Genomic DNA, 21,848 nt, shown 5'->3' on the forward strand with positions numbered 1-21,848 from the left:
ATATTGACTGACAACGATAATGGCCGAGACTCCCGTACAAGAAAAATCCAGCCGCAAGGTGATCGTCAGCGGCGTGCTGTTCGCGCTGGTCGCACTGGTAGGCGTGCTGATCGTGCTGTATGCCTGGAACCTGCCGCCTTTCCGCAGTGCCCTGCAGACCACCGAGAACGCCACCGTGCGCGGCCAGGTCACCATCATCAGTCCCCAGCTGTCCGGCTATGTCGTCGAAGTGGACGTCCAGGATTTCCAGGCGGTACGCCAGGGCCAGCTCCTAATGCGCATCGACGACCGCATCTACAACCAGCGGCTGGAACAGGCGCGCGCCCAGCTGGCGACCCAGCGCGCGGCCCTCAGCAACTTCGCCCAGAGCCAGGGCACGGCGCGCGCCACCATCGCCCAGAACCAGGCCGCCGTGCAGAACGCCGCCGCCCAGGCGGTGCGGGCCAGCGCCGACCTGCGCCGGGTCGAGGAACTGGCGGCCGACGGCTCGCTGTCCGCGCGCGAACGCGACGCCGCCCGCGCCACCAGCGCCCAGACCGTGGCGGCCACCGAGCAGGCGCGCGCCGCGCTCGAGATCGCGCGCCAGAACCTGCGTACCGTCGACGTCAACCGCGCCGCCCTGGAAGCGGCGGTGGCCAACGCCGAAGCGGCCGTGAAGCTGGCCGAGATCGACCTCGCCAATACCCGCATCCTGGCGCCACGCGACGGCCAGCTGGGCCAGGTCAGCGTGCGCCTGGGCGCCTTTGTCAATGCCGGCACCCAGCTGACGGCGCTGGTGCCGCAGACCATGTGGGTGGTGGCCAACATGAAGGAGACGCAGATGGCCGACGTGCGCCTGGGCCAGCCGGTCACCTTCACCGTCGATGCGCTCAACCACGCCAGATTGCGCGGCCATGTCGAGCAAATCGCTCCGGCCACCGGTTCCGAGTTCTCCGTCATCCAGCCCGATAACGCCACCGGCAACTTCGTCAAGATCGCCCAGCGTATTCCGGTGCGCATCGCCATCGAGCCGAACCAGCCGCTGGCGCAGCGCTTGCGGCCGGGGATGTCGGTGGTGCCCAGCATCGATACGCGGGTACAGCCGGCAGCGGCGCAAGGACAGGCCCGATGAAGGGGGCGTTGCGCTATGCGCCGGCGCTGCTGGTGGTGTTGGTGGGGGTGGCGCTGGGCGGCTGCCGGATCGCGGTGCAGCCGCCGCCGGCCTCCACGCTGAACGTGCCGCCGGCCTGGCGCGCGCCTGCCGAGGTCGGCCCCAACGCCGGCGTGGCGGTCGAAGCCAACTGGTGGCGCGCCTTCGGCGACCCGGCGCTCGATGCGCTGGTGGCGCAGGCGCTGGCGAATAACGGCGACATCCGTACCGCGCGTTCACGCCTGCAGGAATACCAGGCGCGCATCCGCGTGGCAGCCTCGAGCCAGGCGCCGAGCCTGACTGCCGGCATCACGCCGGGCCGCGCGCGCGCCATCGGGCCGCTCGGCACGCCGATCGAATCGACCTCGGTGCAGGGCAACGTGCAGGCGGCCTACGAACTCGATCCCTTCGGGCGCCTGGAAAACGCGACCCAGGCGGCGCGCTTCGACTACGCGTCGCAGCAGGCGGCGGCGGACGCGGTGGCGCTGTCGGTGGCGGCCAACACGGCGTCGGGCTACCTGAACCTGCGCGGCCTCGACGCCCAGCTGGCACTGGCGCGCGCCACGCTGCAGTCGCGCGTGCGCTCGCTCGAGCTGGCGCGGCGCCAGTTCGAAGTCGGCTACAGCTCGCGCCTGGAACTGTCGCAGGCCGAAGCCGAATACCGCACCACCGCGGCCGTGGTGCCGCAACTGGAGCGTTCCATCACCCAGCAGGAAAACGCGCTGGCCGTGCTGGCCGGTGCCAGTCCCGGCGCGGTCGTGCGCGGGGGCGATTTCGCGGCCCTGCGCGTGCCGGCGATCCAGCCGGGATTGCCATCCGAACTGCTGCGGCGCCGCCCCGACGTCGCCCAGGCCGAACGCGCGGTCGCGGCGCTAGACGCCAGCCTCGCGGTGGCGCGCGACCAGATGCTGCCGGCGCTGCGCCTGACCGCCTCGGTCGGCGCCTACGCGCACAACCTGCCCGACCTGCTGGGCGCCGGCACCACGCTGTGGAGCGTCGGGGGCAGCATCCTGGCACCGATCTTCGACGCCGGTCGCCTGCGCGCCCAGGCCGACATCTCGGCCTCGCTGCGCGACCGCGCCGTGTTCGCCTACGAATCGGTGGTGCGCAACGCCTTGGCCGAGACCGAGAATGCCCTGACGGCGGTGCAGCGCCTGCGCGAACAGCTGGAGCAGGCAGAGGCGCGCCGCGTCGCCACCGCCGAGGTGCTGCGCATCGCCCACAACCGCTACCGCAACGGGTATTCCTCGTATCTGGAAGAACTGGACGCGCAGCGCAATGCCTTCACCGCCGAGAACAACGTGCTGCAGCTGCGCGCCAGTTACCTGGCGGCGCACGTCGACCTGTACCGGGCGCTCGGCGGCGGCTGGGCAGCGTCGCCGTGAATCGGGCGCCCATTGCTTTATCGGCTTATTAAAATTATCAATCCTGCATACTGGAGACGCATATGATCAAGATAGGAGTCATCGTCGGGAGCACGCGCCCCGGCCGCAAGGCGCTGGACGTGGCCAACTGGGTGCTGGACATCGCCGGCCTGCGCGGCGACGCGCTGTTCGAACTGGTCGACATCCAGGATTTCAACCTGCCGCTGCTGGACGAACCGGTACCGCCCTCGATGGGCCAGTATTCGCAGCCGCACACGCTGGCCTGGGCCGCCCGCATCGCCGAGTTCGACGGCTTCGTATTCGTCACGCCCGAGTACAACCACGCGACTTCGGGCGCGCTGAAGAACGCCATCGATTTCCTGTTCAAGGAGTGGAACAACAAGGCCGCCGGCTTCGTCGGCTACGGCAGCGTCGGCGGCGCGCGCGCGATCGAGAACCTGCGCCTGGTGATGGGCGAGCTGATGGTGGCCGACGTGCGCGCCCAGGCCATGCTGACCCTGCACGACGATTGGGAACAGTACACCAAGTTCAATCCGCGCGAGCATCACGAGCAGGCGGTCGATGCCATGCTCGACCAAGTGGTGCAGTGGAGCGAGGCGCTGAAGGTGTTGCGCACGCCGGTGGCGTCGGCGGCGGATGAGCCGGAAGGGGCGCCGCCGCACGGTCGCCGCGTCGGCAGCATGTAATATTTTGCGGGTGGCGCTAGAATCGCCGCCCATGAACCTGCCCACTCATCCATCTACTTCGCCGCGCCGAGCTGCCTGCCCGGCCTGCCTGCGCGCGCAAAGCGCCTGCATCTGCCGATGGATCGTGCCGCTCGCCAGCCGCGTCGAACTGCTGGTCCTGCAACATCCGCTCGAAGTGCGCAACGCCAAGAACAGCGCGCGCCTGCTGCACCTGTGCCTGGCCGGCAGCCGGCTCGAGGTCGGCGAAACCTTTTCCGCGCAGGCATTGGACACGCTGCTGCATGCGGACGGACGCACGCCGCTGCTGCTGTATCCCGACACGCCCGGCGACGCCTCGCTCGGCATCGCGCCGCCGCCCCCGTTGCCATCCGAATCCTTGCGGTATCCGGAGCGCCTGCGCCTGGTCGTGCTGGACGCCACCTGGCGCAAGAGCCGCAAGATGCTGTACCTGAACCCGGCGCTGCAGCGCCTGCCGCGGCTGGCCTTGCAAGAGGTGCCGCCGAGCGCTTATCGAATTCGCAAGGCGCATGCGCCGCACCAGCTGTCGTCGTTCGAGGCGGCCGTCCATGCACTTGCTCAACTGGAAGAAAACCCCATTTATTACCGGCCTCTACTGGCGGCGTTCGACGGGTTTGTGCAACAACAAGCGGCGTGCATACAACAGGTTACAAGGCACTTGAACCACGAATGACATCGGCGTACTATACTGTATAAACATACAGTATTTATAGGAGCGCCGCGTGAATCGTCAAAAAGCCAGCGTGAGCCGTATGGAAGGGCAAGTGATGTTGCCGCTGTTGCCCGTCAGGCCACCGAAGATGCCGTCCCGGCCGTCGCCGGCCCGGTCCGGAGCAGCAGTGGAAACCCTTGCCCGGCCGATGGTCCAGACTGTCGCTTTCAAGGGGCGCGGCGCCGTCAGCAACATGCAGGGCCGCTACGAAGTCAATGCGCGCGTGCGCTTCGACGACGGCTGGAGCGTACCCGGCGCCGCCCCTGCGTCCGGCAACGATGCGCCGCCCAGGACCATGGTCAGCGAGGAGTTCGCAAAAAGCATCCTCACCCGCAACAACTCGCCCGACATTCCGTTTGGCGTGTCGCTGAACCCTTACCGCGGCTGCGAGCACGGCTGCATCTATTGCTTCGCGCGGCCCTCGCACAGCTACCTCGGCCTGTCGCCGGGCCTGGACTTCGAAAGCCGCATCTTCGCCAAGGTGAACGCGGCCGACCTGTTGCGCCAGGAACTGGCGCGGCCCGGCTACGTGCCCCACAACATCGCGATCGGCGTCAACACCGATGCCTATCAGCCGTGCGAACGGGACCGCCGCATCACGCGTGAAGTGCTGGAAGTGCTGAAGGAATGCCAGCACCCCTACGGCCTGATCACCAAGTCGGCGCTGATCGAGCGCGACATCGACCTGATCGCGCCGATGGCCGAGAAGGGCCTGGCCTGCGCCGCCATCACGCTCACCACGCTGGACGGCGAAATCGCCCGCACGCTCGAGCCGCGCGCGGCCGCGCCGTCCCGCCGCCTGCGCGCGATCCGCACGCTGACCGAGGCCGGCATCCCGGTCAGCGTCAGCGTGGCGCCGATCATCCCCTTCGTCACCGAACCGGAAATCGAGCGCATCCTGGAAGCGGCCAAGGACGCCGGCGCCGTCGGTGCCCATTACACGATCCTGCGCATGCCTTGGGAAGTCAACCCGCTGTTCCAGCAATGGCTGCACGCCCATTTCCCGGACCGCGCCCAGCGCGTGATGAACCGCATCAAGGACATCCGCGGCGGCAAGGAATACGACAGCGATTTCGCCAAGCGCATGCATGGCGAAGGCATCTGGGCCGACCTGATCCGCCAGCGCTTCACCAAGGCCATCAAGCGCCTCGGCATGGATGGCTACACCGGCCGCTTCAGCCAGCTGGACGGTTCGCAGTTCCGGCGTCCGCTGGTGGTGCCGAAGCCGACGGTCAAGCCGACCGCGGCTGCGGCAGCGCAGATGGATCTGTTCTGAGATCGCCCGGCACGAGGGAAAAGACGTGGGCCGCCACCGGCGCGCCGTGCAGCACCAGGCGGTTGCGCGCCAGGCATTCGTGGACGGCACCGGCCTTGCGCGCCACGCCGAGGCTGGCATCGTTGCCTTCGGCGACGACAATTTCCACGCGCGACTGGTGCAGGTCGCGAAAGGCGTAGTGCGCCAGCGCCATCACCGCGGCGGAGGCGGCGCCTTGCCGCTGTGCCGAGGTGCGCACCCAGTAGCCGAGGTTGCACAGGGCGTGCGCCGGATTGAGCTGATTCAGGCCGGCGCCGCCGACGAACATGCCATTGCGGAAGATGCCGAACTCGTGACTGCTGCCGTCCGCGCGGCCGGCGTCGCAGGCGGCGAACCAGGCCAGGGCCTGCGCTTCGTCGAAGCCGGCCTCGGCCCAGGGCATCCACGGACCGAGCGTCGCCATCGATTCCTGCACCGCGGCGGCAAAGGCGGTGGCGTCGTCGGCAAGGTAGGGACGGAGCACGAAGCCGGCGCTGGTCAGTTCGGTCATGGTGGCGGCTTGCCGGCATGACACCGGCAATGGTTGGGGTCACACCAGTCTAGCACTGCGCTGTAGCAGTGCAGTGAAGTATCGCGGCATTATTGCTGAGCTGTAAATGCCGAGTTGTCTGTGCCTGTAGCGTCGGCTAGGATGCGTGTTTTCATCTTCGGACAACACTATGGTGGAGCAGGCACAACAAGCAGAAACAGGGGAAGCGCAGCGCGTGGTCTTCGTCGGCGCCGAGTCGACCGGCAAATCGACCTTGTCGGAACACTTGGCGCACGCCTACGGCACCGTGTCCGTTCCCGAGATCGGCCGCTTCATCTGGGAAGAAAAGCAGGGCAAGCTGGATGCCGACGACTATGTCGAGATCGCCGTCAAGCACCGCCAGGCCGAAGACGCCGCCTTGCCGCATGCGCGCCGCTGGCTGTTCGTCGATACCAATGCACTCACCACCTTATTGCTGGGCATCCAGTTCCGTCAGGTCGGCGATCCGCCGCCGGCCGCGCTGCTGCGCTGCGCCGACGATTGCCGCACCCGCTACGCGCACACCTTCGTCTGCGCCGACGACATCCCTTATGAAGAACAGGACGTGCGCGAGAACGAGGCGTGGCGCGGCCGCATCCAGCGGCTGGTCATCGAGGACCTGCAGGCGCGCGGCATTCCGCATACCGTGGTGCGCGGCAGTGTCGAGCAGCGGGCGGCGCAGGTGCGGCGTGTGCTGGAGGACAGTGCAGCCTGACTGAAAAGGCACCCATGGCGCGACAGGCGCTTGACTTTATCAACCTTCATCTATATCTTAAGATGTATCTTACGATATAAAAGGAAAAGTCATGCCACGTCACGACCATCATCACCCGCATCATCATCACGAACATCATGGCCACGAACATGGTCACGATTACGGCCAGCATGAGTATCACGCGGCCCCGGACGGTCCGCATCGCGGTCCCCGTGGCCACGGCCCCGGTCCGCGCGGCGGCCGCGGCGGCGGTTTCGGCTTCGACGAAGGCGGCCCGCGCGGACGCAAATTGTCGTCGGACGACCTGCAGCTGCTGTTGCTGGCCCTGATCGGCGAGCAGCCCAGCCACGGTTACGAACTGATCAAGGCGCTCGAACAGCGTTCCAGCGGTTTCTATGTACCGAGCCCGGGCATGATGTATCCGGCACTGAGCTGCATGGAAGACCGCGGCCACGTCAGCATCCAGGCCGAAGGCAACCGCAAGCGCTATGCGCTGTCGGACGACGGCCGGACCCACCTGGAGGCGAATCGCGAGCATGTCGACGGGTTGCTGGCCAAGCTGGACGCCGCCGCCGAAAAGATGCGCGTGATGCGCAGCGCCCTGGCCGAAGGCGGGGAAGATGCCGGCGGCAAGCGCTGGACCGCGGAACTCGCCGACGCGCGCCATGCGCTCAAGCATGCGCTCGAGGCACGCGCCCATTCGCCGGCCGAAGAGCAGCAGCGTATTGCCGCCATCCTGGCACGCGCTAAGGCCGAGATCGAATCGGTGCCGGCCGCGGCGCAGCAGTAAGCGTCCGCGCTGCGCGCTGCGCCAGCAGGCGGTCGCGCAGCCGCAGCGCCGGCCGCTCGACGCTCCAGTACAGCAGGGCGGCGACCGCGAGCGCGGCCAGGTTGTACAGGACAAAAGCCGTCAGCGGCGCCGCGGCCACCATCCCGTCGAGCCGCTCATCCAGCCAGGCATACACCTGCCTGTGCGTCAGGTAGAGGCTGAACGCCAGCAAGGCGGCTTGCCGGCATCCCGGCAAGCGCACGCGGGCGAACGGCAGCCGTGGGCTCTGCACTGCCGCGACCAGGCCGGCGAAGCCGAGCGCCGCCAGCGGAAACTGGACGACGGCGCCGGTCCGGCCCAGCGGATCGATCGCGATCACGGCGGCGATGCATGCCGCGCCAAGCACCAGCACTAGCGGCCCATGGCGCAGCACGTGCTTCCACCATGCCGGGCGGAAGGCGCGCACGCTTGCCAGCAGCACGCCGGCCAGCAAGCCGTCGAGCCGGTGCCAGGTCGGGTCGTAGATCCGTTCGACGTAGCCCTTGATGGCCAGGCCCGGATCGCCGCCCGCGCCGAGATGCGGCGCCACGCTGCGCTGCCAGGTCCAGTCGCGCGACAGCATGCCGCCCACCACCAGCAGTGCTGCAACTGCAAGCATCTTGCGCGGCCCCGGACGGCGCGCAAGCAGCATGGCCGCCGGCGGCAGCAGCAGATAAAAATGTTCTTCGACGCACAGCGACCATGCGTGCGAATAGGCGCGGGCTGCATCCCAGTCCGGAAACAGGTTGACCGTGAACGTCAAGAACTGCCACAGCGGCGGCAAGCGCTCGGTTTCGCGCCATGCCGGCACGGTTAGGTACAGGCCGAGCACCGCAAGGTAGGCCGGCAGCACGCGCAGGGCCCGACTCAGCATGAAGGCCGGCCAGTCGGGGTGTTTGCCGTCCGCGTAGCGGCGCACGACCTGCCAGCCGATCAAGTAGCCGCTGAGCACGAAAAACAGGTCCACGCCCAGCCAGCCATGGTGTCCGAACCCGTCCAATGCAAAGCCGTGGCTGGCCAGATGGTAGAGCATGACCGTGAGGATGGCGCCGGCGCGCAGCAGGTCGAGGCCGGGCGCACGGCCGCCCGCGTTGGTGTGATTCGTCATGGGACGCGAGTCTAGCCGATGCCGGGCAGGGCAAAACGCTGGCATTGTCACGATTGCCGTATGCTGGCGGCTTATCCCACAAACCCCAGCCTGCCATGCCAGCCGATCCTGTCGTCGCCACCAGTAAATTGTTGAGTTACGTCTTGCGCCACCGGCCGGACAGCATCGGGCTGGCACTCGATGCCCATGGCTGGACCGGCGTCGACGCGCTGCTGGAGCGCCTTGCCGCCGCCGGCCACGCGGTCGACCGGGCACTGCTCGAGCGCGTGGTGGCCGACAACGACAAGCAGCGCTTTGCCTTCAATGACGACCGCACGTGCATTCGCGCCAGCCAGGGCCATTCGATCCAGGTCGACCTGGCGCTGGTCCAGGCCGAGCCGCCGCAAGTGCTGTACCACGGCACCGCCAGCCGCTTCCTGAAATCGATCCTGGCCGAAGGGTTGCGCGCCTCGGGGCGGCATCACGTCCACCTGTCGGCCGATATCGACACCGCCAGGCGGGTCGGGGCGCGCCACGGCTTTCCGGCCATCCTGCGCGTCGACACGGGGCGCATGCGCGCGGACGGCCTCGCGTTCTACCGTTCGGACAACGGCGTGTGGCTGACCGAGGCGGTATTGCCGCGATATCTGGAGGTGATGAGCGGGATGTAATGAGCGGCACCCGGCGCCGGCATGGATCAGCGCTCGCCGGTCGCCGCCGCCAGCAATTCCAGGGTATCCGCGGCGCCCATCTTGCGGGCGGCATCGGCCATCGAGTTGCCGTCGGCATCGCGGTGGAAGGGATCGGCGCCGCGCGCCAGCATCAGGCGGGCGATCTCGACGCGATTGAACATGACGGCGAACATCAGCGCCGTCTTGCCGTTGGGGCCGGCATTGTTGACTTGCGCGCCGCGATCCAGCAGCAGGGTGACGACCGGCAGGTCGCCCTTGAAGGCGGCGCCGGCGAGCGGCGTCTGGCCGGCATCGTTCATGACTTCCGGATCGGCGCCATGGTCCAGCAGTACGCGCGCGGCGTCGAGGTGGCCGTGGTAGCAGGCCAGCATCAGCAGGCTGTCGCCGCGTTCGTTGCGCAGGTTGGGCGGCAGGCCGTGGCCCAGGTACATGCCCAGCTCTTCCGCGTCGCCGGCGCGGGCATGGCCGAACACCTTGCGCACGAAGGCGAGGGTATCCTCGTCGAGATCCTTGGGCGTGGCCGGGCGTGCGCTCAGTGGCTGACCCTGTGGCTGGTCCTGTGGCTGCGCCTGGTCGTGTTGCTGGTCCTGCTGCTGCATCGTGCTCTCCTGTGGTGCATATTGGCTGAATGTCATACCAATTAGATCACAAAGCACGGCGCACCGTCCGCGCACACGGCAGGATGCTCGGCCGCCTTGCGCGCATCGGCGCGGCCGGTTCAGCCCCGGAACTCGGCCAGGTGGCGCTCGATCTCAAACACGTGCGGATCGAATTTGCCCAGCTCGCGCAAGGCCTTGGCCAGCTCCAGCAGGTATTCGCTGTTGGGCCCGCTCGGCCCGCGGGCGCCGGCGATCTGGCGTGCGATCTCGCGTTCGCTGGCGGGGCCGAGGTAGGCCGCGTTTTCATGGGTGGCGATGTAGACGATGCCGTGGGCCGCGCTGCCGTCCTCGAAATGGATGTCGGTGGCCAGGCGCAGGTAGCCGTTCTTTTCGCGGTAATCGAGGTGGGCGAATTCCTCGGGCGTGACCAGGTAGGCCATGCCGTGGCAGACGGCGCCGTCCTCGGGCGCCAGGGTGACGACGCGCCCCGGTGCCGTTTCCGTGCCGCGGTGATCGTGCGAACCCTGCCAGAAGCGCCGGGTCCAGCCGCCGATGTGTGCCGGGCGCCGCTCGAGGAAGGGAAAGTCGGCCTTGAAGATCAGGGAGCCGTAGCCGAACAGCCAGACGCTGTCGTGGCCGTCGAACCGGTCCATGCGCTGGTTGATCGCGATGGTGTTGTGAGACATCGTGCCTGCATGCGTTGATGTGAGATAGCCACATTCTAGCGCGGCGGTTGACGATGCAGGATGGGTGGTCATGCTTGCAATGTTCGCAAGCGCACGGTCGGAACTGGCGATCGTCTGGCTCAATAGCGTTTGTGCAACGCGACACAGGCCGAGGCAGCATTTTTGAGGGATTGTTCTAATTCCCGGCGCAGGGTGCGCAGTACAAAAAAACCGTTTGTACGAACGTTCGTTTTCAGTTGTAATGGCGGCAATAATTGCAACTATGAAAGAAAAGCATGAAACTCGCTACCCTGAAGACCGGCGGCCGCGACGGTACGCTGGTCGTGGTCAGTCGTGACCTGGTCACTTGCCAGGCGGTCCCCGACATCGCGCCCACCCTGCAGGCCGCGCTGGATGACTGGGAGCGCGTCGCGCCGCAGCTGCGTGCCGTCTACGAAGTGCTGAATGCCGGCGCCGCGCCCGACGCTGCCTCCTTCATCGAGCAGGAATGCGCGTCGCCATTGCCGCGCGCCTTCCAGTGGGCCGACGGCTCCGCCTACATCAACCACGTTGAGCTGGTGCGCAAGGCGCGCGGCGCCACGGTGCCGCCGTCCTTCTATACCGATCCGCTGATGTACCAGGGCGGCTCCGATTCCTTTACCGGGCCGTGCGATCCGATCGCCGTGCTGTCCGAGGACTGGGGCGTCGACCTCGAGGCCGAAGTGGCGGTCGTCACCGGCGACGTGCGGATGGGTGCCACGCTCGAGCAGGCCGCGGCCGCCGTGCGCCTGGTCATGCTGGTCAACGACGTCTCGCTGCGCAACCTGATTCCGAAGGAGCTGGAAAAGGGCTTCGGCTTCTTCCAGTCGAAACCGGCCAGTGCGTTCTCGCCGGTGGCAGTCACGCCGGACGAGCTCGGCAATGCCTGGCAAGACAGCAAATTGCGCCTGCCGCTGCAGGTCACGCTCAACGGCGAACCCTTCGGCCGCCCCAATGCGGGCGACGACATGACGTTCAGCTTCGCCCAGCTGATTGCGCACGCGGCCAGAACACGCGAGCTGGTGGCCGGCAGCATCATCGGTTCGGGCACGGTATCCAACAAGCAGGGCAGCCTGCATGGCTCGAGCATCGCCAACGGCGGTGTCGGTTATTGCTGCCTGGCCGAGCTGCGCATGTACGAAACCATCGAGCAGGGCGCGCCGCAGACGCCGTACCTGCGTTTCGGCGACACGGTCCGCATCGAGATGACGGGCGCGGACGGCACGAGCATATTCGGGGCGATCGACCAGGAGGTCGCCCACTATCACGGGAGGAAAGAATGAGGCTTTACACGTATTTCCGCAGCTCTGCCGCCTACAGGGTGCGCATCGCCCTGAACCTGAAGGGACTGGCGTACGAAGCGATCCCGGTGCACCTGCTGCGCGACGGCGGCGAGCAGTTGCAGGCGCAGTACCGCGCCATCAACCCGGCCGGGCTGGTGCCGGCCTTCCAGGACGATTACCTGACGCTGACGCAGTCGCTGGCGATCCTCGAATACATCGAGGACGAGCATCCGAAAGTGCCGCTGATGCCGAAGAACGCCGCCGGCCGCGCGCGCGTGCGCGAACTGGCGCAGATCGTCGCCTGCGACATCCACCCGGTCAACAACCTGCGCGTGCTGCGCTACCTGACGGACGAGCTGAAGGTAAGCGAGGAAGTCAAGAAGGAGTGGTACCGTCACTGGCTGGTCAGCGGACTCGAGGTGCTGGAAACCCACCTGGCGCGCGACCCGAGTTCCGGCCCGCTGTGCCACGGCCACACCCCGACCATCGCCGACTGCTGCCTGGTGCCCCAGGTGTACAACGCCCAGCGCCACGGCATCGACGTGTCGATCTACCCGCACATCGCGCGCATCAACACGCTGTGCAGCGAGATGCCGGCGTTCGTCGCGGCGCATCCGTCGAACCAGCCGGACGCCGAGTAAGCCAACGAACTGTCGTTTCCGGCATTGCCGGAAACGACTCCCCGCGGCGCGGGGACGACGGAATCACGCAGCGCGGCAGCTCACATCAGTGCCGTGTCTCGGTCCCCACGGTCGACCGGTCCGGCTCCGCCGGCGTCGAAATCTCCTCCAGCGTATGGTCGATCCCGGCCGAATGCTTGGCCGCCATGTCGCCCAGCGACACGATACCGATCACTTCCTGCGATTGCCGGTCCAGCACCGGCAAGCGCCGGATCTGGACGTCGCCCATCTGGTCCAGCACCTCGTCGACGCTCTGGTCCGGCGCGCAGGTGCGCACGTCGACGCTCATCACGTCGCCCACGCGGGCCTGGTCGGGGGCCTGGCCGGCGGCGGTCGAGCGCACCGTGATGTCGCGGTCGGTGATCATGCCGACCAGCTTGCGGCCATCGAGCACGGGAATCGCGCCGACGTTCAGTTCATCCATCATCTGGGCCGCGCGCTGCACGGTTTCCTGCGGCGCGATGCTTTGCACGTCGCGGGTCATCACATCCTGAATGGTTTGCATCTGGCTCTCCTTGTCAGCAGGTTTCAACCGGCAAAAGCATGCGCCGATTCCCGAAATCCGGACGCCACCTTGACGTGCGGAACAGCCGGCGAAAAAAGCCGTGCGCGCGGCTTGCGAACGGCCGGCTCGGCTATAATCTGGCTCCCTTCAGCCCACGCTTTGTGCCATGCCTGAGTCCACCGTCCCCGCCGTTATCCTCGACGCCCTGCAACTGGCCGACGCCTCCTGGCGCCCGCACCTGGCCGCCGGCCTGGAAGCCATGATGCGCGCCACGCCCGACTACCTGCCGGCGCTGGCGGGCGACGATTACCTGCCGACCGGCGGCCGCCTGTTCGCCGCGTTCTCGCTGCCGCTGGACCGGGTGCGCTACGTGCTGGTGGGGGAGGGGCCGTATCCGCGCCCGGAAAGCGCGACCGGCGTCTGCTTCATGGATGGGGCGGTGGGCGAGCTGTGGTCGGACACCGGCCTGTCGAAGCCGGTCAACCGCGCGACCTCGCTGCGCAACTTCATGAAGATGCTGCTGGTGGCCGACGGCAGCCTGCAGGTCGACGATACCGGCGGCGCCGCGCTGGCGCCGATCGCCAGGGCGGCGCGTGCGGGCGGCGCGATCCAGACCCTGGCCGAACTGCAGGACAAGCTGCTCGGCCAGGGTTTCCTGCTGCTGAATGCCTCGCTGGTGTTCCGCAAGCACGTGGCGCCGGTAATCGATGCGCGCGCCTGGGTGCCGTTCCAGCAGGCGGTGTTCGCGGCCCTGGCCGGGTGCCGCGACAAGCCGACCCTGGTCTTGTGGGGCAAGATCGCCGAGCAACTGAAAAAAGTGCCGGAAAGCGAGGTCTTCCCGAAGACCCAGGCCGAGCACCCGTACAACCTCAGCTTCATCGGCCACGAAGGCATGCACCGGCTGTTCGGTCCGATGCAGCTGCTGCGCAAGGATTGAAGCGCACCCCTGCCGTGCGCGGCCGCCCCGGGTCTGGGCAAGAATCGCCACATTGTTGTGCAAATTACAAGTTGAGACATGCGGTAATAATTCGCAGACAAGTTTGTGAAATCTAGTGCATTTGATTAATTGACACTAAGTACACGTCCTCGCAGCATGGGGAAGCCGGTCGCCGCCACGGGCAGCCTGCGCATCCATCCACCATCCACGAGGAACACATGAAGACAGCATTTGCCGGGCTCGCACTCACTCTCCTGTCCGTCCTGACGACGGCCAACGCAGGCACGACCGTCGACTTTTCGCATGGCTTGCAGGGCTGGGACAACCAGCCGGCCTACGACGGCGAAGCCGGTGCCTGGATCGATTCGTCCTACGGTTCGCCGGCGCTGCACACGATCAATCCGGAGACCTTCGGCATGACCTGGTCGAACACCACGAATCCGGCCTTCGTCGGCAACTACGGCGCTTCGCCTTCGGTCACGCTCGGCATCGACATCCTGGCCAACTCGATCATCTACTGGGGCACCGGACAGGAAGTGACGCGCAACCTGGTGGTCGAGCTGCGCGATTACGACAATCCCTACCAGGGCATGCCTTATACCAGCGTCTGGTACAACCTGGGCACGATCGGCGCCGGCATGGGCTGGCAGCATTTCGAGGTGACCATCGGCGATACCGCGTCGACTGCGCTGCCGGGCGGCTGGGGCGGCTACGGCATCGACGATACCGAAACCGGTGGCGTGCCGGCCCTGCCGCCGGACCGCAGCTTCGCCGACGTCCTGGCCAGCGTCGACGAGATCGCCTTCACGACCTACGTGCCGGGCTATTTCTACGGCTGGACCGGGTATGACGTGGTGGTCGACAATCTCTCGATCGGCGCCGCCGCGGCCGAGGTGCCGGAACCGGGCAGCCTGGGGATGCTGGCCGGCGGCCTCGGCATGCTGGGCCTGGCGCGGCGCCGCCGTACCGCGGGTGCGCGCAGCCGCACTTGAGATTTGCCGTGGTAAACAGATGTAAAGCGTAGGGTATCGCGCCCTGCGCATGCGGCCCGGTCAGCCATGGATCGGGCCGTTTTGCATTTTGGGCGCGCCAAGACAAACACCGCCGAATGCGCTATACTTGACTAAATCAATCAACTAATCAGGTTTTTATCTCGATGTCCACAAGACATTGCAAGCTGAGGGGTTGAAGAGAAGCAAGATTTTAACACTTGTATGGAAACCAAACCGGGGTTGTGATGCGTCTGACCACCAAAGGCCGTTTTGCTGTAACTGCGATGATCGATCTTGCCCTGCGCCAGGGCAACGGTCCGGTCACGCTGTCGGGCATCAGCCAGCGCCAGGCCATTTCGCTGTCCTACCTGGAGCAGCTGTTCGGCAAGCTGCGCCGGCACGAGATCGTCGAGTCGGTGCGCGGTCCCGGTGGCGGCTACAGCCTGGCGCGCAGTGCCGAAAAAGTGACCGTGGCCGACATCATCATCGCCGTCGACGAGCCGCTCGATGCGACCCAGTGCGGCGGCAAGGAAAACTGCCACGGCGCGGATGCCGCCGCCGGCACGCGCTGCATGACCCACGAGCTGTGGGCCACGCTCAACGCCAAGATGGTGGACTATCTCGATTCGGTGACCCTGCATGACCTGGTCGAACAGCAAAAGCTGAAAGAACACAAAGAACAGAACGTCGTGGTGATGCACCGCCACGCCGCCGTCGGACAAAACTGAAGAGCAAACTGGAGTGAACTGATGAACGCGCCTTTGGACAAAAAAATCGAGCAGAGCTTCGTAACTGCGCCTCATTTCCCGATCTACATGGACTATTCGGCCACCACGCCGATCGATCCACGCGTCGCCGACAAGATGATTCCGTTCCTGCGCGAGCAGTTCGGCAATCCGGCATCGCGCAGCCACGCCTACGGCTGGAGTGCCGAGGCGGCGGTCGAGGAAGCGCGCGCCAACGTCGCGGCCCTGGTCGGCGCCGACCCGCGCGAGATCATCTGGACCTCCGGCGCCACCGAATCGAACAACCTGGCGATAAAGGGTGCCGCCCACTTCTACCAGTCGAAGGGCAAGCACCTCATCACCGTCAAGACCGAGCACAAGGCCGTGCTGGACACCGTGCGCGAACTCGAGCGCGAAGGTTTCGAAGCGACCTACCTGGAGCCGCAGGAAAACGGCCTGATCACCCTCGAGCAGCTGGAAGCCGCGATGCGCCCGGACACCATCCTGGTCTCGGTGATGCTGGTGAATAACGAGATCGGCGTGGTCCAGCCGATCAAGGAAATCGGCGAACTGTGCCGCTCGAAAGGCATCATCTTCCATAGCGACGCGGCCCAGGCCACCGGCAAGGTCCACATCAACCTGGCCGAGCTGAAAGTCGACCTGATGAGCTTCAGCGCGCACAAGACCTACGGTCCGAAGGGCATCGGCGCGCTGTACGTGCGCCGCAAGCCGCGCGTGCGCCTGGAAGCGCAGATGCACGGCGGCGGCCACGAGCGCGGCCTGCGTTCGGGCACGCTGGCACCGCACCAGATCGTTGGCATGGGCGAAGCCTTCCGCATCGCCCGCGAAGAGATGGACACCGAACTGGCAAAGACCAAGGCGCTGCGCGACCGCCTGGCCAAGGGCCTGATGGAGATCGAAGAGGTCTACATCAACGGCGACATGGACAACCGCGTGCCGCACAACCTGAACGTCTCGTTCAACTTCGTCGAAGGCGAGTCGCTGATCATGGCGGTCAAGGATCTCGCCGTGTCGTCGGGTTCGGCCTGCACCTCGGCCTCGCTGGAACCGTCGTACGTGCTGCGCGCCCTGGGCCGCAGCGACGAACTGGCGCACAGCTCGATCCGCTTCACCATCGGCCGTTTCACGACCGAGGAAGACATCGACTTCGCGGTCGAGCTGCTGAAGTCGAAAGTCGGCAAGCTGCGCGAGCTGTCGCCGCTGTGGGACATGCACAAGGAAGGGATCGACCTGAATTCGATCCAATGGGCTGCACACTAATCACCGCATACGAATTCAAGGAGAACCACCATGGCATATTCCGATAAAGTCCTCGACCACTACGAAAACCCGCGCAACGTCGGCGCCTTCGACAAGAACGCCGACGACGTCGGCACCGGCATGGTCGGCGCCCCGGCCTGCGGCGACGTGATGAAGCTGCAGATCAAGGTCAACGAAGCCGGCGTCATCGAAGACGCGAAGTTCAAGACCTACGGCTGCGGTTCGGCGATCGCGTCGAGCTCGCTGATCACCGAATGGGTCAAGGGCAAGTCGCTGGACGAGGCGCTGGCCATCAAGAACACCCAGATCGCCGAAGAGCTGGCGCTGCCGCCGGTCAAGATCCACTGCTCGATCCTGGCAGAGGACGCGATCAAGGCGGCCGTGGCCGACTACAAGACCAAGCACGCCACCGAACAGGCGTAATTCGTAGGGTGGGCACCCCGTGCCCACGCGGACGCTAGCACCGCGCCGGCTTTCGCGTGGGCTCTGGGAGCCCACCCTACGATGCAGCAAACCGTAGCCTTGAATTAAGCTGGAGAACAAAAGAATGGCAATCACCCTGACCGAAAAAGCCGCCCGTCATATCACCCGTTACCTCGAACGCCGGGGCAAGGGCGTCGGCTTGCGTTTCGGTGTGCGCACCACGGGCTGCTCCGGCCTGGCCTACAAGCTGGAATACGTCGACGAGCCGGCAGGCGAGGACAACATCTTCGAATCGCACGGCGTGAAGGTGTTCGTCGATCCGAAGAGCCTGCCGTACATCGACGGCACCGAACTCGATTTCGCCCGCGAAGGCCTGAACGAAGGCTTCCGCTTCAACAACCCGAACGTCAAGGACAATTGCGGTTGCGGCGAGAGCTTCCGTATCTGAGCGCAGAGTCGTCATCCCCGATGCAGAATCACTTCGAGCTGTTCCAACTTCCGGCCCGCTTCGACGTCGACATGGACGCGCTGGACGCGGCCTACCGCGAAGTCCAGGGCCGTGTCCACCCGGACCGTTTCGTGAACGCCAGCGATGCAGAAAAGCGCGTCGCGATGCAGTGGGCGACGCGCGCCAACGAGGCGTACCAAACGCTGCGCAATCCGCAAAAGCGCGCACAATACCTGTGCGAATTGCACGGCGTCGACCTGCAGACCGAGTCCAACACGGCGATGCCGATGGATTTCCTGATGCAGCAGATGGAGCTGCGCGAGGCTTTGGCCGACGCGCGCGCATCGAAGGACGCCGGCGCGCTCGACGAACTCGACGCCCAGGTGCGCGCGGAGCGCAAGGCACGCCTGGCCCAGGTCGGCAAGCTGCTGGACGCCGGGGACTACCAGAACGCGGCCCAGGGCGTGCGCGCGCTGATGTTCCTCGACAAATTCGGCGACGAATTGCATTACGCGTTCGAGGCCTTGGAGTCATAGCAGACGTTTGCAGCACGGGTAGGGTGGACGGGTTTCCCGTCCACGCGGTGATCGTTAGCGTCAACCGGCCCATGCACGAAAACGGGGCCAATAACAATCAACGCGTGGACGGCAGAGCCGTCCACCCTACAAAAATACCCAGGTAACACGATCATGGCACTTTTGCAGATTTCCGAACCCGGCATGTCGACCGCACCGCACCAGCACCGCCTGGCGGTGGGCATCGACCTCGGTACCACCAATTCCCTCGTCGCCACCGTCCGCAACAGCATCCCGGAAGTGCTCAGCGACGAGGAGGGACGCTCGCTGCTGCCGTCGATCGTGCGCTACCTGCCGAACGGGAATGCCAACATCGGCTTCAAGGCCCAGGCCGCCCGGACCACCGATCCTAAAAATACGATTGTCTCGGTCAAACGCTTCATGGGACGCGGCCTGAAGGACATCGCGCACGCCGAGAACATGCCCTACGACTTCGTCGACGGCCCCGGCATGGTGCAGCTGAAAACCGTCGCCGGCGTGAAAAGCCCGGTCGAGACCTCGGCCCAGATCCTGGCCACGCTGCGCCAGCGCGCCGAAGATGCGCTGGGCGACGAACTGGTCGGCGCCGTGATCACCGTGCCGGCGTATTTCGACGACGCCCAGCGCCAGGCGACCAAGGACGCGGCCCAGCTGGCCGGCCTGAACGTGCTGCGCCTGCTGTCCGAGCCGACCGCGGCCGCCATCGCCTATGGCCTCGACCATGGCAAGGAAGGCGTGTTCGCCGTGTACGACCTGGGCGGCGGCACCTTCGACATCTCGATCCTGAAATTGTCGAAAGGCGTGTTCGAAGTGCTGTCGACCGGCGGCGACTCGGCCCTGGGCGGCGACGATTTCGACCAGCGCCTGTTCTGCCACATCACCCAGCAGGCCGCTTTGTCCCCGCTGTCCGACGTCGATACCGCGACCCTGATGGTCAAGGCGCGCCAGGCCAAGGAACTGCTGTCGACGAATGCCGAGACCACGGTCGAGGCGATCCTGAAGTCGGGCGAACTGGTGCAGGTGACCATCACCGCCGAGACCTTCGCCGAGATCACCCAGCCGCTGGTGGCGAAAACCATGAACGCGATCCGCAAGGCGATGCGCGATGCCGACGTGACGGTGGAAGACGTCGACGGCGTGGTGCTGGTCGGCGGCGCCACGCGCATGCCGCACATCCGCCGCGCGGTGGGCGACTACTTCAAGACCATCCCGCACGCCAACATCGACCCGGACAAGGTGGTGGCGCTGGGCGCCGCCGTGCAGGCCAACCTGCTGGCCGGTAACCGCGCCGCCGGCGACGACTGGCTGCTGCTGGACGTGACCCCGCTGTCGCTCGGCATCGAGACGATGGGCGGCCTGGTCGAGAAGATCATCCCGCGCAACTCGACCATCCCGTGCGCCCGCGCCCAGGAATTCACCACCTTCAAGGATGGTCAAACTGCCTTGGCGGTTCACGTGGTGCAGGGGGAGCGCGAGCTGGTGACGGACTGCCGTTCGCTGGCGCGCTTCGAGCTGCGCGGCATCCCGCCGATGGCGGCCGGCGCGGCGCGCATCCGCGTGACCTACCAGGTCGATGCGGACGGGCTGCTGTCGGTGTCGGCGCGCGAAACGCGCTCGGGCGTGGAAGCCTCGATCACGGTCAAGCCGTCCTACGGCCTGGGCGACGACGAGGTCGCGCGCATGCTGCAGGACTCGTACACCGCCGCCTCGAGCGACATGGCGGCGCGCGCCCTGCGCGAAGAACAGGTCGAGGCCGAGCGCATCCTGCTGGCGACCCAGTCGGCGCTGGAACTCGATGCCGACCTGCTGAGCGAGGAAGAGCGCGCGGCGATCGCGGCGCTGGAAGAGGGCGTGCGCGCGGCGCAAGCCCGCTCGGGCGACGAGACCGTCGGCCACGACGAGCGCCAGAACAAGCTGCACGATGCGGTGCAGGCACTGGCGCACGGCACCGAGGAATTCGCGGCGCGGCGCATGGACAAGAACGTGCGCAAGGTGCTGGCGGGGAAATCGCTGGATCAGGTGTAATCGAAGCCCGATTCAACCGGCGAACTAAAATCCGTCGCCCCTGCGGAGGCAGGGGCCCAAGTTTGTTAGCATTACGTTAGCGCGTAGAACTTGGACCCCTGCCTTCGCAGGGGCGACGTGCAAGGGGCGCGGGCCACCATTCACCAACCGCGAGTGCCCCCTGAAGCAAACAAACACAAGAGGTCAAGAAGTGCCACAAATCGTCATCCTTCCCCATCCCGTGTTCTGCCCCGAAGGCGCCGTCCTCGACGGCCAGCAGGGCAAGTCGATCTGCGACACCCTGCTCGAGAACGACATCGACATCGAACACGCCTGCGACCGCGTGTGCGCCTGCACCACCTGCCACGTGATCGTGCGCGAGGGTTTCGATTCGCTGAACGAGCAGGAAGAAAAAGAAGAAGACATGCTCGACAAGGCCTGGGGCCTGGAGCCGAATTCGCGCCTGTCGTGCCAGGCCATCATCGCGGAGGAAGACCTGGTGGTCGAGATTCCGAAATACACGATCAACCACGCAGCCGAAAAGAACCACTGATCGCCATCACAAGGGGGAGGCCCCATGAAATGGACCGATGTGAGCGCCATCGCCGAGGCGCTGTTCGAGAAGTACCCCGACGCCGATCCGGCGTCGGTGCGCTTCGTCGATCTGCATAACTGGGTCGTCGGGCTGGAAGGCTTCGACGACGACCGCACGCGCGGCGGCGAACGCGTACTGGAAGCGATACAGGCAGCCTGGATAGATGAAGCAAGTTAAGAGTACCAACGCGACGAAGAAACCAGCACCAACGGTGTACGAGCTGCTCCCCGAGATCAAGCCCGGCCAGTCGATCGAGCTGCTCAAGGAGCTGCACATCCTCACGCGCGAGGGCAAGCTGAACCAGGACAGCCGGCGCAAGCTGAAGCAGGTCTACCACCTGGTCCAGTTCATCGAGCCGCTGGTGAAGGACGTGCAGCAGGACCACCCGAACGTCACCCTGGTCGACCACGGCGCCGGCAAGTCCTACCTCGGCTTCATCCTGTACGACCTGCTGTTCAAGGGCAAGGGCGACGATGCGCACATCTACGGCATCGAGACCCGCGAAGAGCTGGTGCAGAAGTCGACCGAGCTGGCGCAACGCCTCGAGTTTCCGGGCATGTCCTTCCTCAACCTGTCGGTCGCCGATTCCACCGTTTCCAGGCAGCTGCCGCCGACCATCGACGTGGTCACCGCGCTGCACGCCTGTAACACCGCCACCGATGACGCCATCGACTTCGCGCTGAAGAAGCATGCGAAGCACATCGTGCTGGTGCCGTGCTGCCAGGCCGAGATCGCGTCGGTGCTGCGCAAGAACAAGGGCAAGGACCTGGGCCGCAGCGTGCTCACCGAGATCTGGCGCCACCCGATCCACACGCGCGAGTTCGGCAGCCAGATCACCAACGTGCTGCGCTGCCTGCAGCTGGAGGCGCACGGCTACCAGGTCACGGTGACGGAACTGGTCGGCTGGGAACACTCGATGAAGAACGAGCTGATCGTCGCGACCTACAAGAACCTGCCGCGCAAGCGGCCCGCCGAGCGCCTGCAGCAGGTGCTGGCCGAGTTGGGGCTGGAAGAAATGGCCCCGCGCTTCTATACCGAATCCGCAGCACTCACCGACTGATCG

The 21,848-nt window shown here is 66.0% G+C and carries 26 protein-coding genes; 21 read left to right on the plus strand and 5 right to left on the minus strand.

The features are described 5' to 3' along the window. Positions 1-19 precede the first annotated feature (19 nt). The 5 genes from U1H99_RS06420 (at position 20) to U1H99_RS06440 (ending at position 5,206) form a co-directional block, all read left to right on the plus strand. The gene (locus U1H99_RS06420; protein ID WP_323140889.1) at positions 20-1,111 is read left to right on the plus strand and encodes an HlyD family secretion protein; all 1,092 of its coding nucleotides are present in this window, start codon (positions 20-22) and stop codon (positions 1,109-1,111) included. After that, positions 1,108-2,514, plus strand: a complete 1,407-nt coding sequence (locus U1H99_RS06425; RefSeq protein WP_323140890.1) for an efflux transporter outer membrane subunit — start codon at positions 1,108-1,110, stop codon at positions 2,512-2,514. Before U1H99_RS06420 ends, U1H99_RS06425 begins: the two co-directional genes overlap by 4 nt. 62 nt (positions 2,515-2,576) lie before the next feature. Continuing rightward, on the plus strand, positions 2,577-3,200 hold the full coding sequence (locus U1H99_RS06430; RefSeq protein WP_323140891.1) for an NADPH-dependent FMN reductase: 624 nt from the start codon (positions 2,577-2,579) through the stop codon (positions 3,198-3,200). Positions 3,201-3,231: 31 nt separating this feature from the next. Then, entirely contained in the window at positions 3,232-3,891 is a 660-nt protein-coding gene (locus U1H99_RS06435) for a tRNA-uridine aminocarboxypropyltransferase (RefSeq protein ID WP_323140892.1), read from the plus strand. A gap of 187 nt (positions 3,892-4,078) precedes the next feature. After that, positions 4,079-5,206, plus strand: coding sequence for a PA0069 family radical SAM protein (locus U1H99_RS06440; protein WP_323141221.1), 1,128 nt, complete (start codon positions 4,079-4,081; stop codon positions 5,204-5,206). Here the strand turns inward: U1H99_RS06440 and U1H99_RS06445 are convergent. Further along, positions 5,163-5,735: a GNAT family N-acetyltransferase gene (locus tag U1H99_RS06445; RefSeq protein ID WP_323140893.1), complete on the minus strand. Its 573-nt coding sequence runs from the start codon at positions 5,733-5,735 to the stop codon at positions 5,163-5,165. The two genes, U1H99_RS06440 and U1H99_RS06445, sit on opposite strands and share 44 nt — an antisense overlap. A 169-nt stretch (positions 5,736-5,904) precedes the next feature. Between U1H99_RS06445 and U1H99_RS06450 the strand changes: the two genes are divergently transcribed. Then, positions 5,905-6,468 carry an AAA family ATPase gene (locus U1H99_RS06450; RefSeq protein WP_323140894.1) on the plus strand — a complete coding sequence of 188 codons (564 nt, stop codon included), beginning with the start codon at positions 5,905-5,907 and terminating at the stop codon, positions 6,466-6,468. A 91-nt stretch (positions 6,469-6,559) separates the two neighbouring features. After that, positions 6,560-7,258 (plus strand): PadR family transcriptional regulator, encoded by a 699-nt coding sequence (locus tag U1H99_RS06455; RefSeq protein ID WP_323140895.1) that lies wholly within the window; start codon positions 6,560-6,562, stop codon positions 7,256-7,258. On the opposite strand, the gene U1H99_RS06460 is transcribed toward U1H99_RS06455, so the two are convergent. After that, positions 7,215-8,384, minus strand: a complete 1,170-nt coding sequence (locus tag U1H99_RS06460; protein ID WP_323140896.1) for an acyltransferase family protein — start codon at positions 8,382-8,384, stop codon at positions 7,215-7,217. The genes U1H99_RS06455 and U1H99_RS06460 overlap by 44 nt on opposite strands. 95 nt (positions 8,385-8,479) lie before the next feature. On the opposite strand from U1H99_RS06460, the gene U1H99_RS06465 reads away from it, so the two are divergent. Beyond that, positions 8,480-9,034, plus strand: coding sequence for an RNA 2'-phosphotransferase (locus U1H99_RS06465; RefSeq protein WP_323140897.1), 555 nt, complete (start codon positions 8,480-8,482; stop codon positions 9,032-9,034). A gap of 26 nt (positions 9,035-9,060) precedes the next feature. Here U1H99_RS06465 and U1H99_RS06470 read toward each other — a convergent pair whose 3' ends face one another. Further along, positions 9,061-9,654 carry an ankyrin repeat domain-containing protein gene (locus U1H99_RS06470; RefSeq protein ID WP_323140898.1) on the minus strand — a complete coding sequence of 198 codons (594 nt, stop codon included), beginning with the start codon at positions 9,652-9,654 and terminating at the stop codon, positions 9,061-9,063. A gap of 119 nt (positions 9,655-9,773) precedes the next feature. Further along, on the minus strand, positions 9,774-10,340 hold the full coding sequence (locus U1H99_RS06475; RefSeq protein ID WP_323140899.1) for a gamma-glutamylcyclotransferase: 567 nt from the start codon (positions 10,338-10,340) through the stop codon (positions 9,774-9,776). Positions 10,341-10,615: 275 nt separating this feature from the next. Here U1H99_RS06475 and U1H99_RS06480 point away from each other — a divergent pair, with 275 nt between their 5' ends. Further along, complete coding sequence (locus U1H99_RS06480) at positions 10,616-11,641, plus strand: fumarylacetoacetate hydrolase family protein (RefSeq protein WP_323140900.1); 1,026 nt, start codon at positions 10,616-10,618, stop codon at positions 11,639-11,641. After that, positions 11,638-12,282, plus strand: a complete 645-nt coding sequence (gene maiA / locus U1H99_RS06485; protein WP_323140901.1) for a maleylacetoacetate isomerase — start codon at positions 11,638-11,640, stop codon at positions 12,280-12,282. Before U1H99_RS06480 ends, maiA begins: the two co-directional genes overlap by 4 nt. 85 nt (positions 12,283-12,367) lie before the next feature. On the opposite strand, the gene U1H99_RS06490 is transcribed toward maiA, so the two are convergent. Further along, entirely contained in the window at positions 12,368-12,826 is a 459-nt protein-coding gene (locus tag U1H99_RS06490) for a CBS domain-containing protein (RefSeq protein ID WP_323140902.1), read from the minus strand. 166 nt (positions 12,827-12,992) lie between these two features. Between U1H99_RS06490 and U1H99_RS06495 the strand changes: the two genes are divergently transcribed. From U1H99_RS06495 to U1H99_RS06545, 11 genes are all read left to right on the plus strand, one after another. Next, the gene (locus U1H99_RS06495; protein ID WP_323140903.1) at positions 12,993-13,763 is read left to right on the plus strand and encodes a uracil-DNA glycosylase family protein; all 771 of its coding nucleotides are present in this window, start codon (positions 12,993-12,995) and stop codon (positions 13,761-13,763) included. 218 nt (positions 13,764-13,981) lie between these two features. Next, on the plus strand, positions 13,982-14,755 hold the full coding sequence (locus U1H99_RS06500; protein ID WP_323140904.1) for a PEP-CTERM sorting domain-containing protein: 774 nt from the start codon (positions 13,982-13,984) through the stop codon (positions 14,753-14,755). A gap of 245 nt (positions 14,756-15,000) precedes the next feature. Next, complete coding sequence (gene iscR, locus U1H99_RS06505; RefSeq protein WP_323140905.1) at positions 15,001-15,483, plus strand: Fe-S cluster assembly transcriptional regulator IscR; 483 nt, start codon at positions 15,001-15,003, stop codon at positions 15,481-15,483. A gap of 21 nt (positions 15,484-15,504) precedes the next feature. Further along, entirely contained in the window at positions 15,505-16,761 is a 1,257-nt protein-coding gene (locus U1H99_RS06510; RefSeq protein WP_323140906.1) for an IscS subfamily cysteine desulfurase, read from the plus strand. 30 nt (positions 16,762-16,791) lie between these two features. After that, positions 16,792-17,184 carry a Fe-S cluster assembly scaffold IscU gene (iscU, locus tag U1H99_RS06515; RefSeq protein ID WP_323140907.1) on the plus strand — a complete coding sequence of 131 codons (393 nt, stop codon included), beginning with the start codon at positions 16,792-16,794 and terminating at the stop codon, positions 17,182-17,184. A 124-nt stretch (positions 17,185-17,308) separates the two neighbouring features. Further along, positions 17,309-17,632, plus strand: a complete 324-nt coding sequence (gene iscA, locus U1H99_RS06520; RefSeq protein ID WP_141833391.1) for an iron-sulfur cluster assembly protein IscA — start codon at positions 17,309-17,311, stop codon at positions 17,630-17,632. 20 nt (positions 17,633-17,652) lie between these two features. Further along, a complete protein-coding gene (hscB, locus tag U1H99_RS06525; protein WP_323140908.1) occupies positions 17,653-18,168 on the plus strand; it encodes a Fe-S protein assembly co-chaperone HscB in 516 nt (171 codons plus the stop codon). Positions 18,169-18,321: 153 nt separating this feature from the next. Next, positions 18,322-20,211, plus strand: a complete 1,890-nt coding sequence (gene hscA / locus U1H99_RS06530; RefSeq protein ID WP_323140909.1) for a Fe-S protein assembly chaperone HscA — start codon at positions 18,322-18,324, stop codon at positions 20,209-20,211. Positions 20,212-20,401: 190 nt separating this feature from the next. Next, positions 20,402-20,743 carry an ISC system 2Fe-2S type ferredoxin gene (fdx, locus tag U1H99_RS06535; protein ID WP_141833396.1) on the plus strand — a complete coding sequence of 114 codons (342 nt, stop codon included), beginning with the start codon at positions 20,402-20,404 and terminating at the stop codon, positions 20,741-20,743. A gap of 24 nt (positions 20,744-20,767) precedes the next feature. Then, entirely contained in the window at positions 20,768-20,962 is a 195-nt protein-coding gene (iscX, locus tag U1H99_RS06540) for a Fe-S cluster assembly protein IscX (protein ID WP_323140910.1), read from the plus strand. After that, on the plus strand, positions 20,949-21,845 hold the full coding sequence (locus U1H99_RS06545) for a class I SAM-dependent methyltransferase (RefSeq protein ID WP_323140911.1): 897 nt from the start codon (positions 20,949-20,951) through the stop codon (positions 21,843-21,845). The genes iscX and U1H99_RS06545 overlap by 14 nt, the downstream gene beginning before the upstream one ends. The last annotated feature ends 3 nt before the right edge of the window (positions 21,846-21,848 follow it).

It is taken from the genome of Massilia phyllosphaerae (assembly GCF_034659755.1).
Taxonomy (GTDB): Bacteria; Pseudomonadota; Gammaproteobacteria; order Burkholderiales; family Burkholderiaceae_D; genus Telluria; species Telluria phyllosphaerae.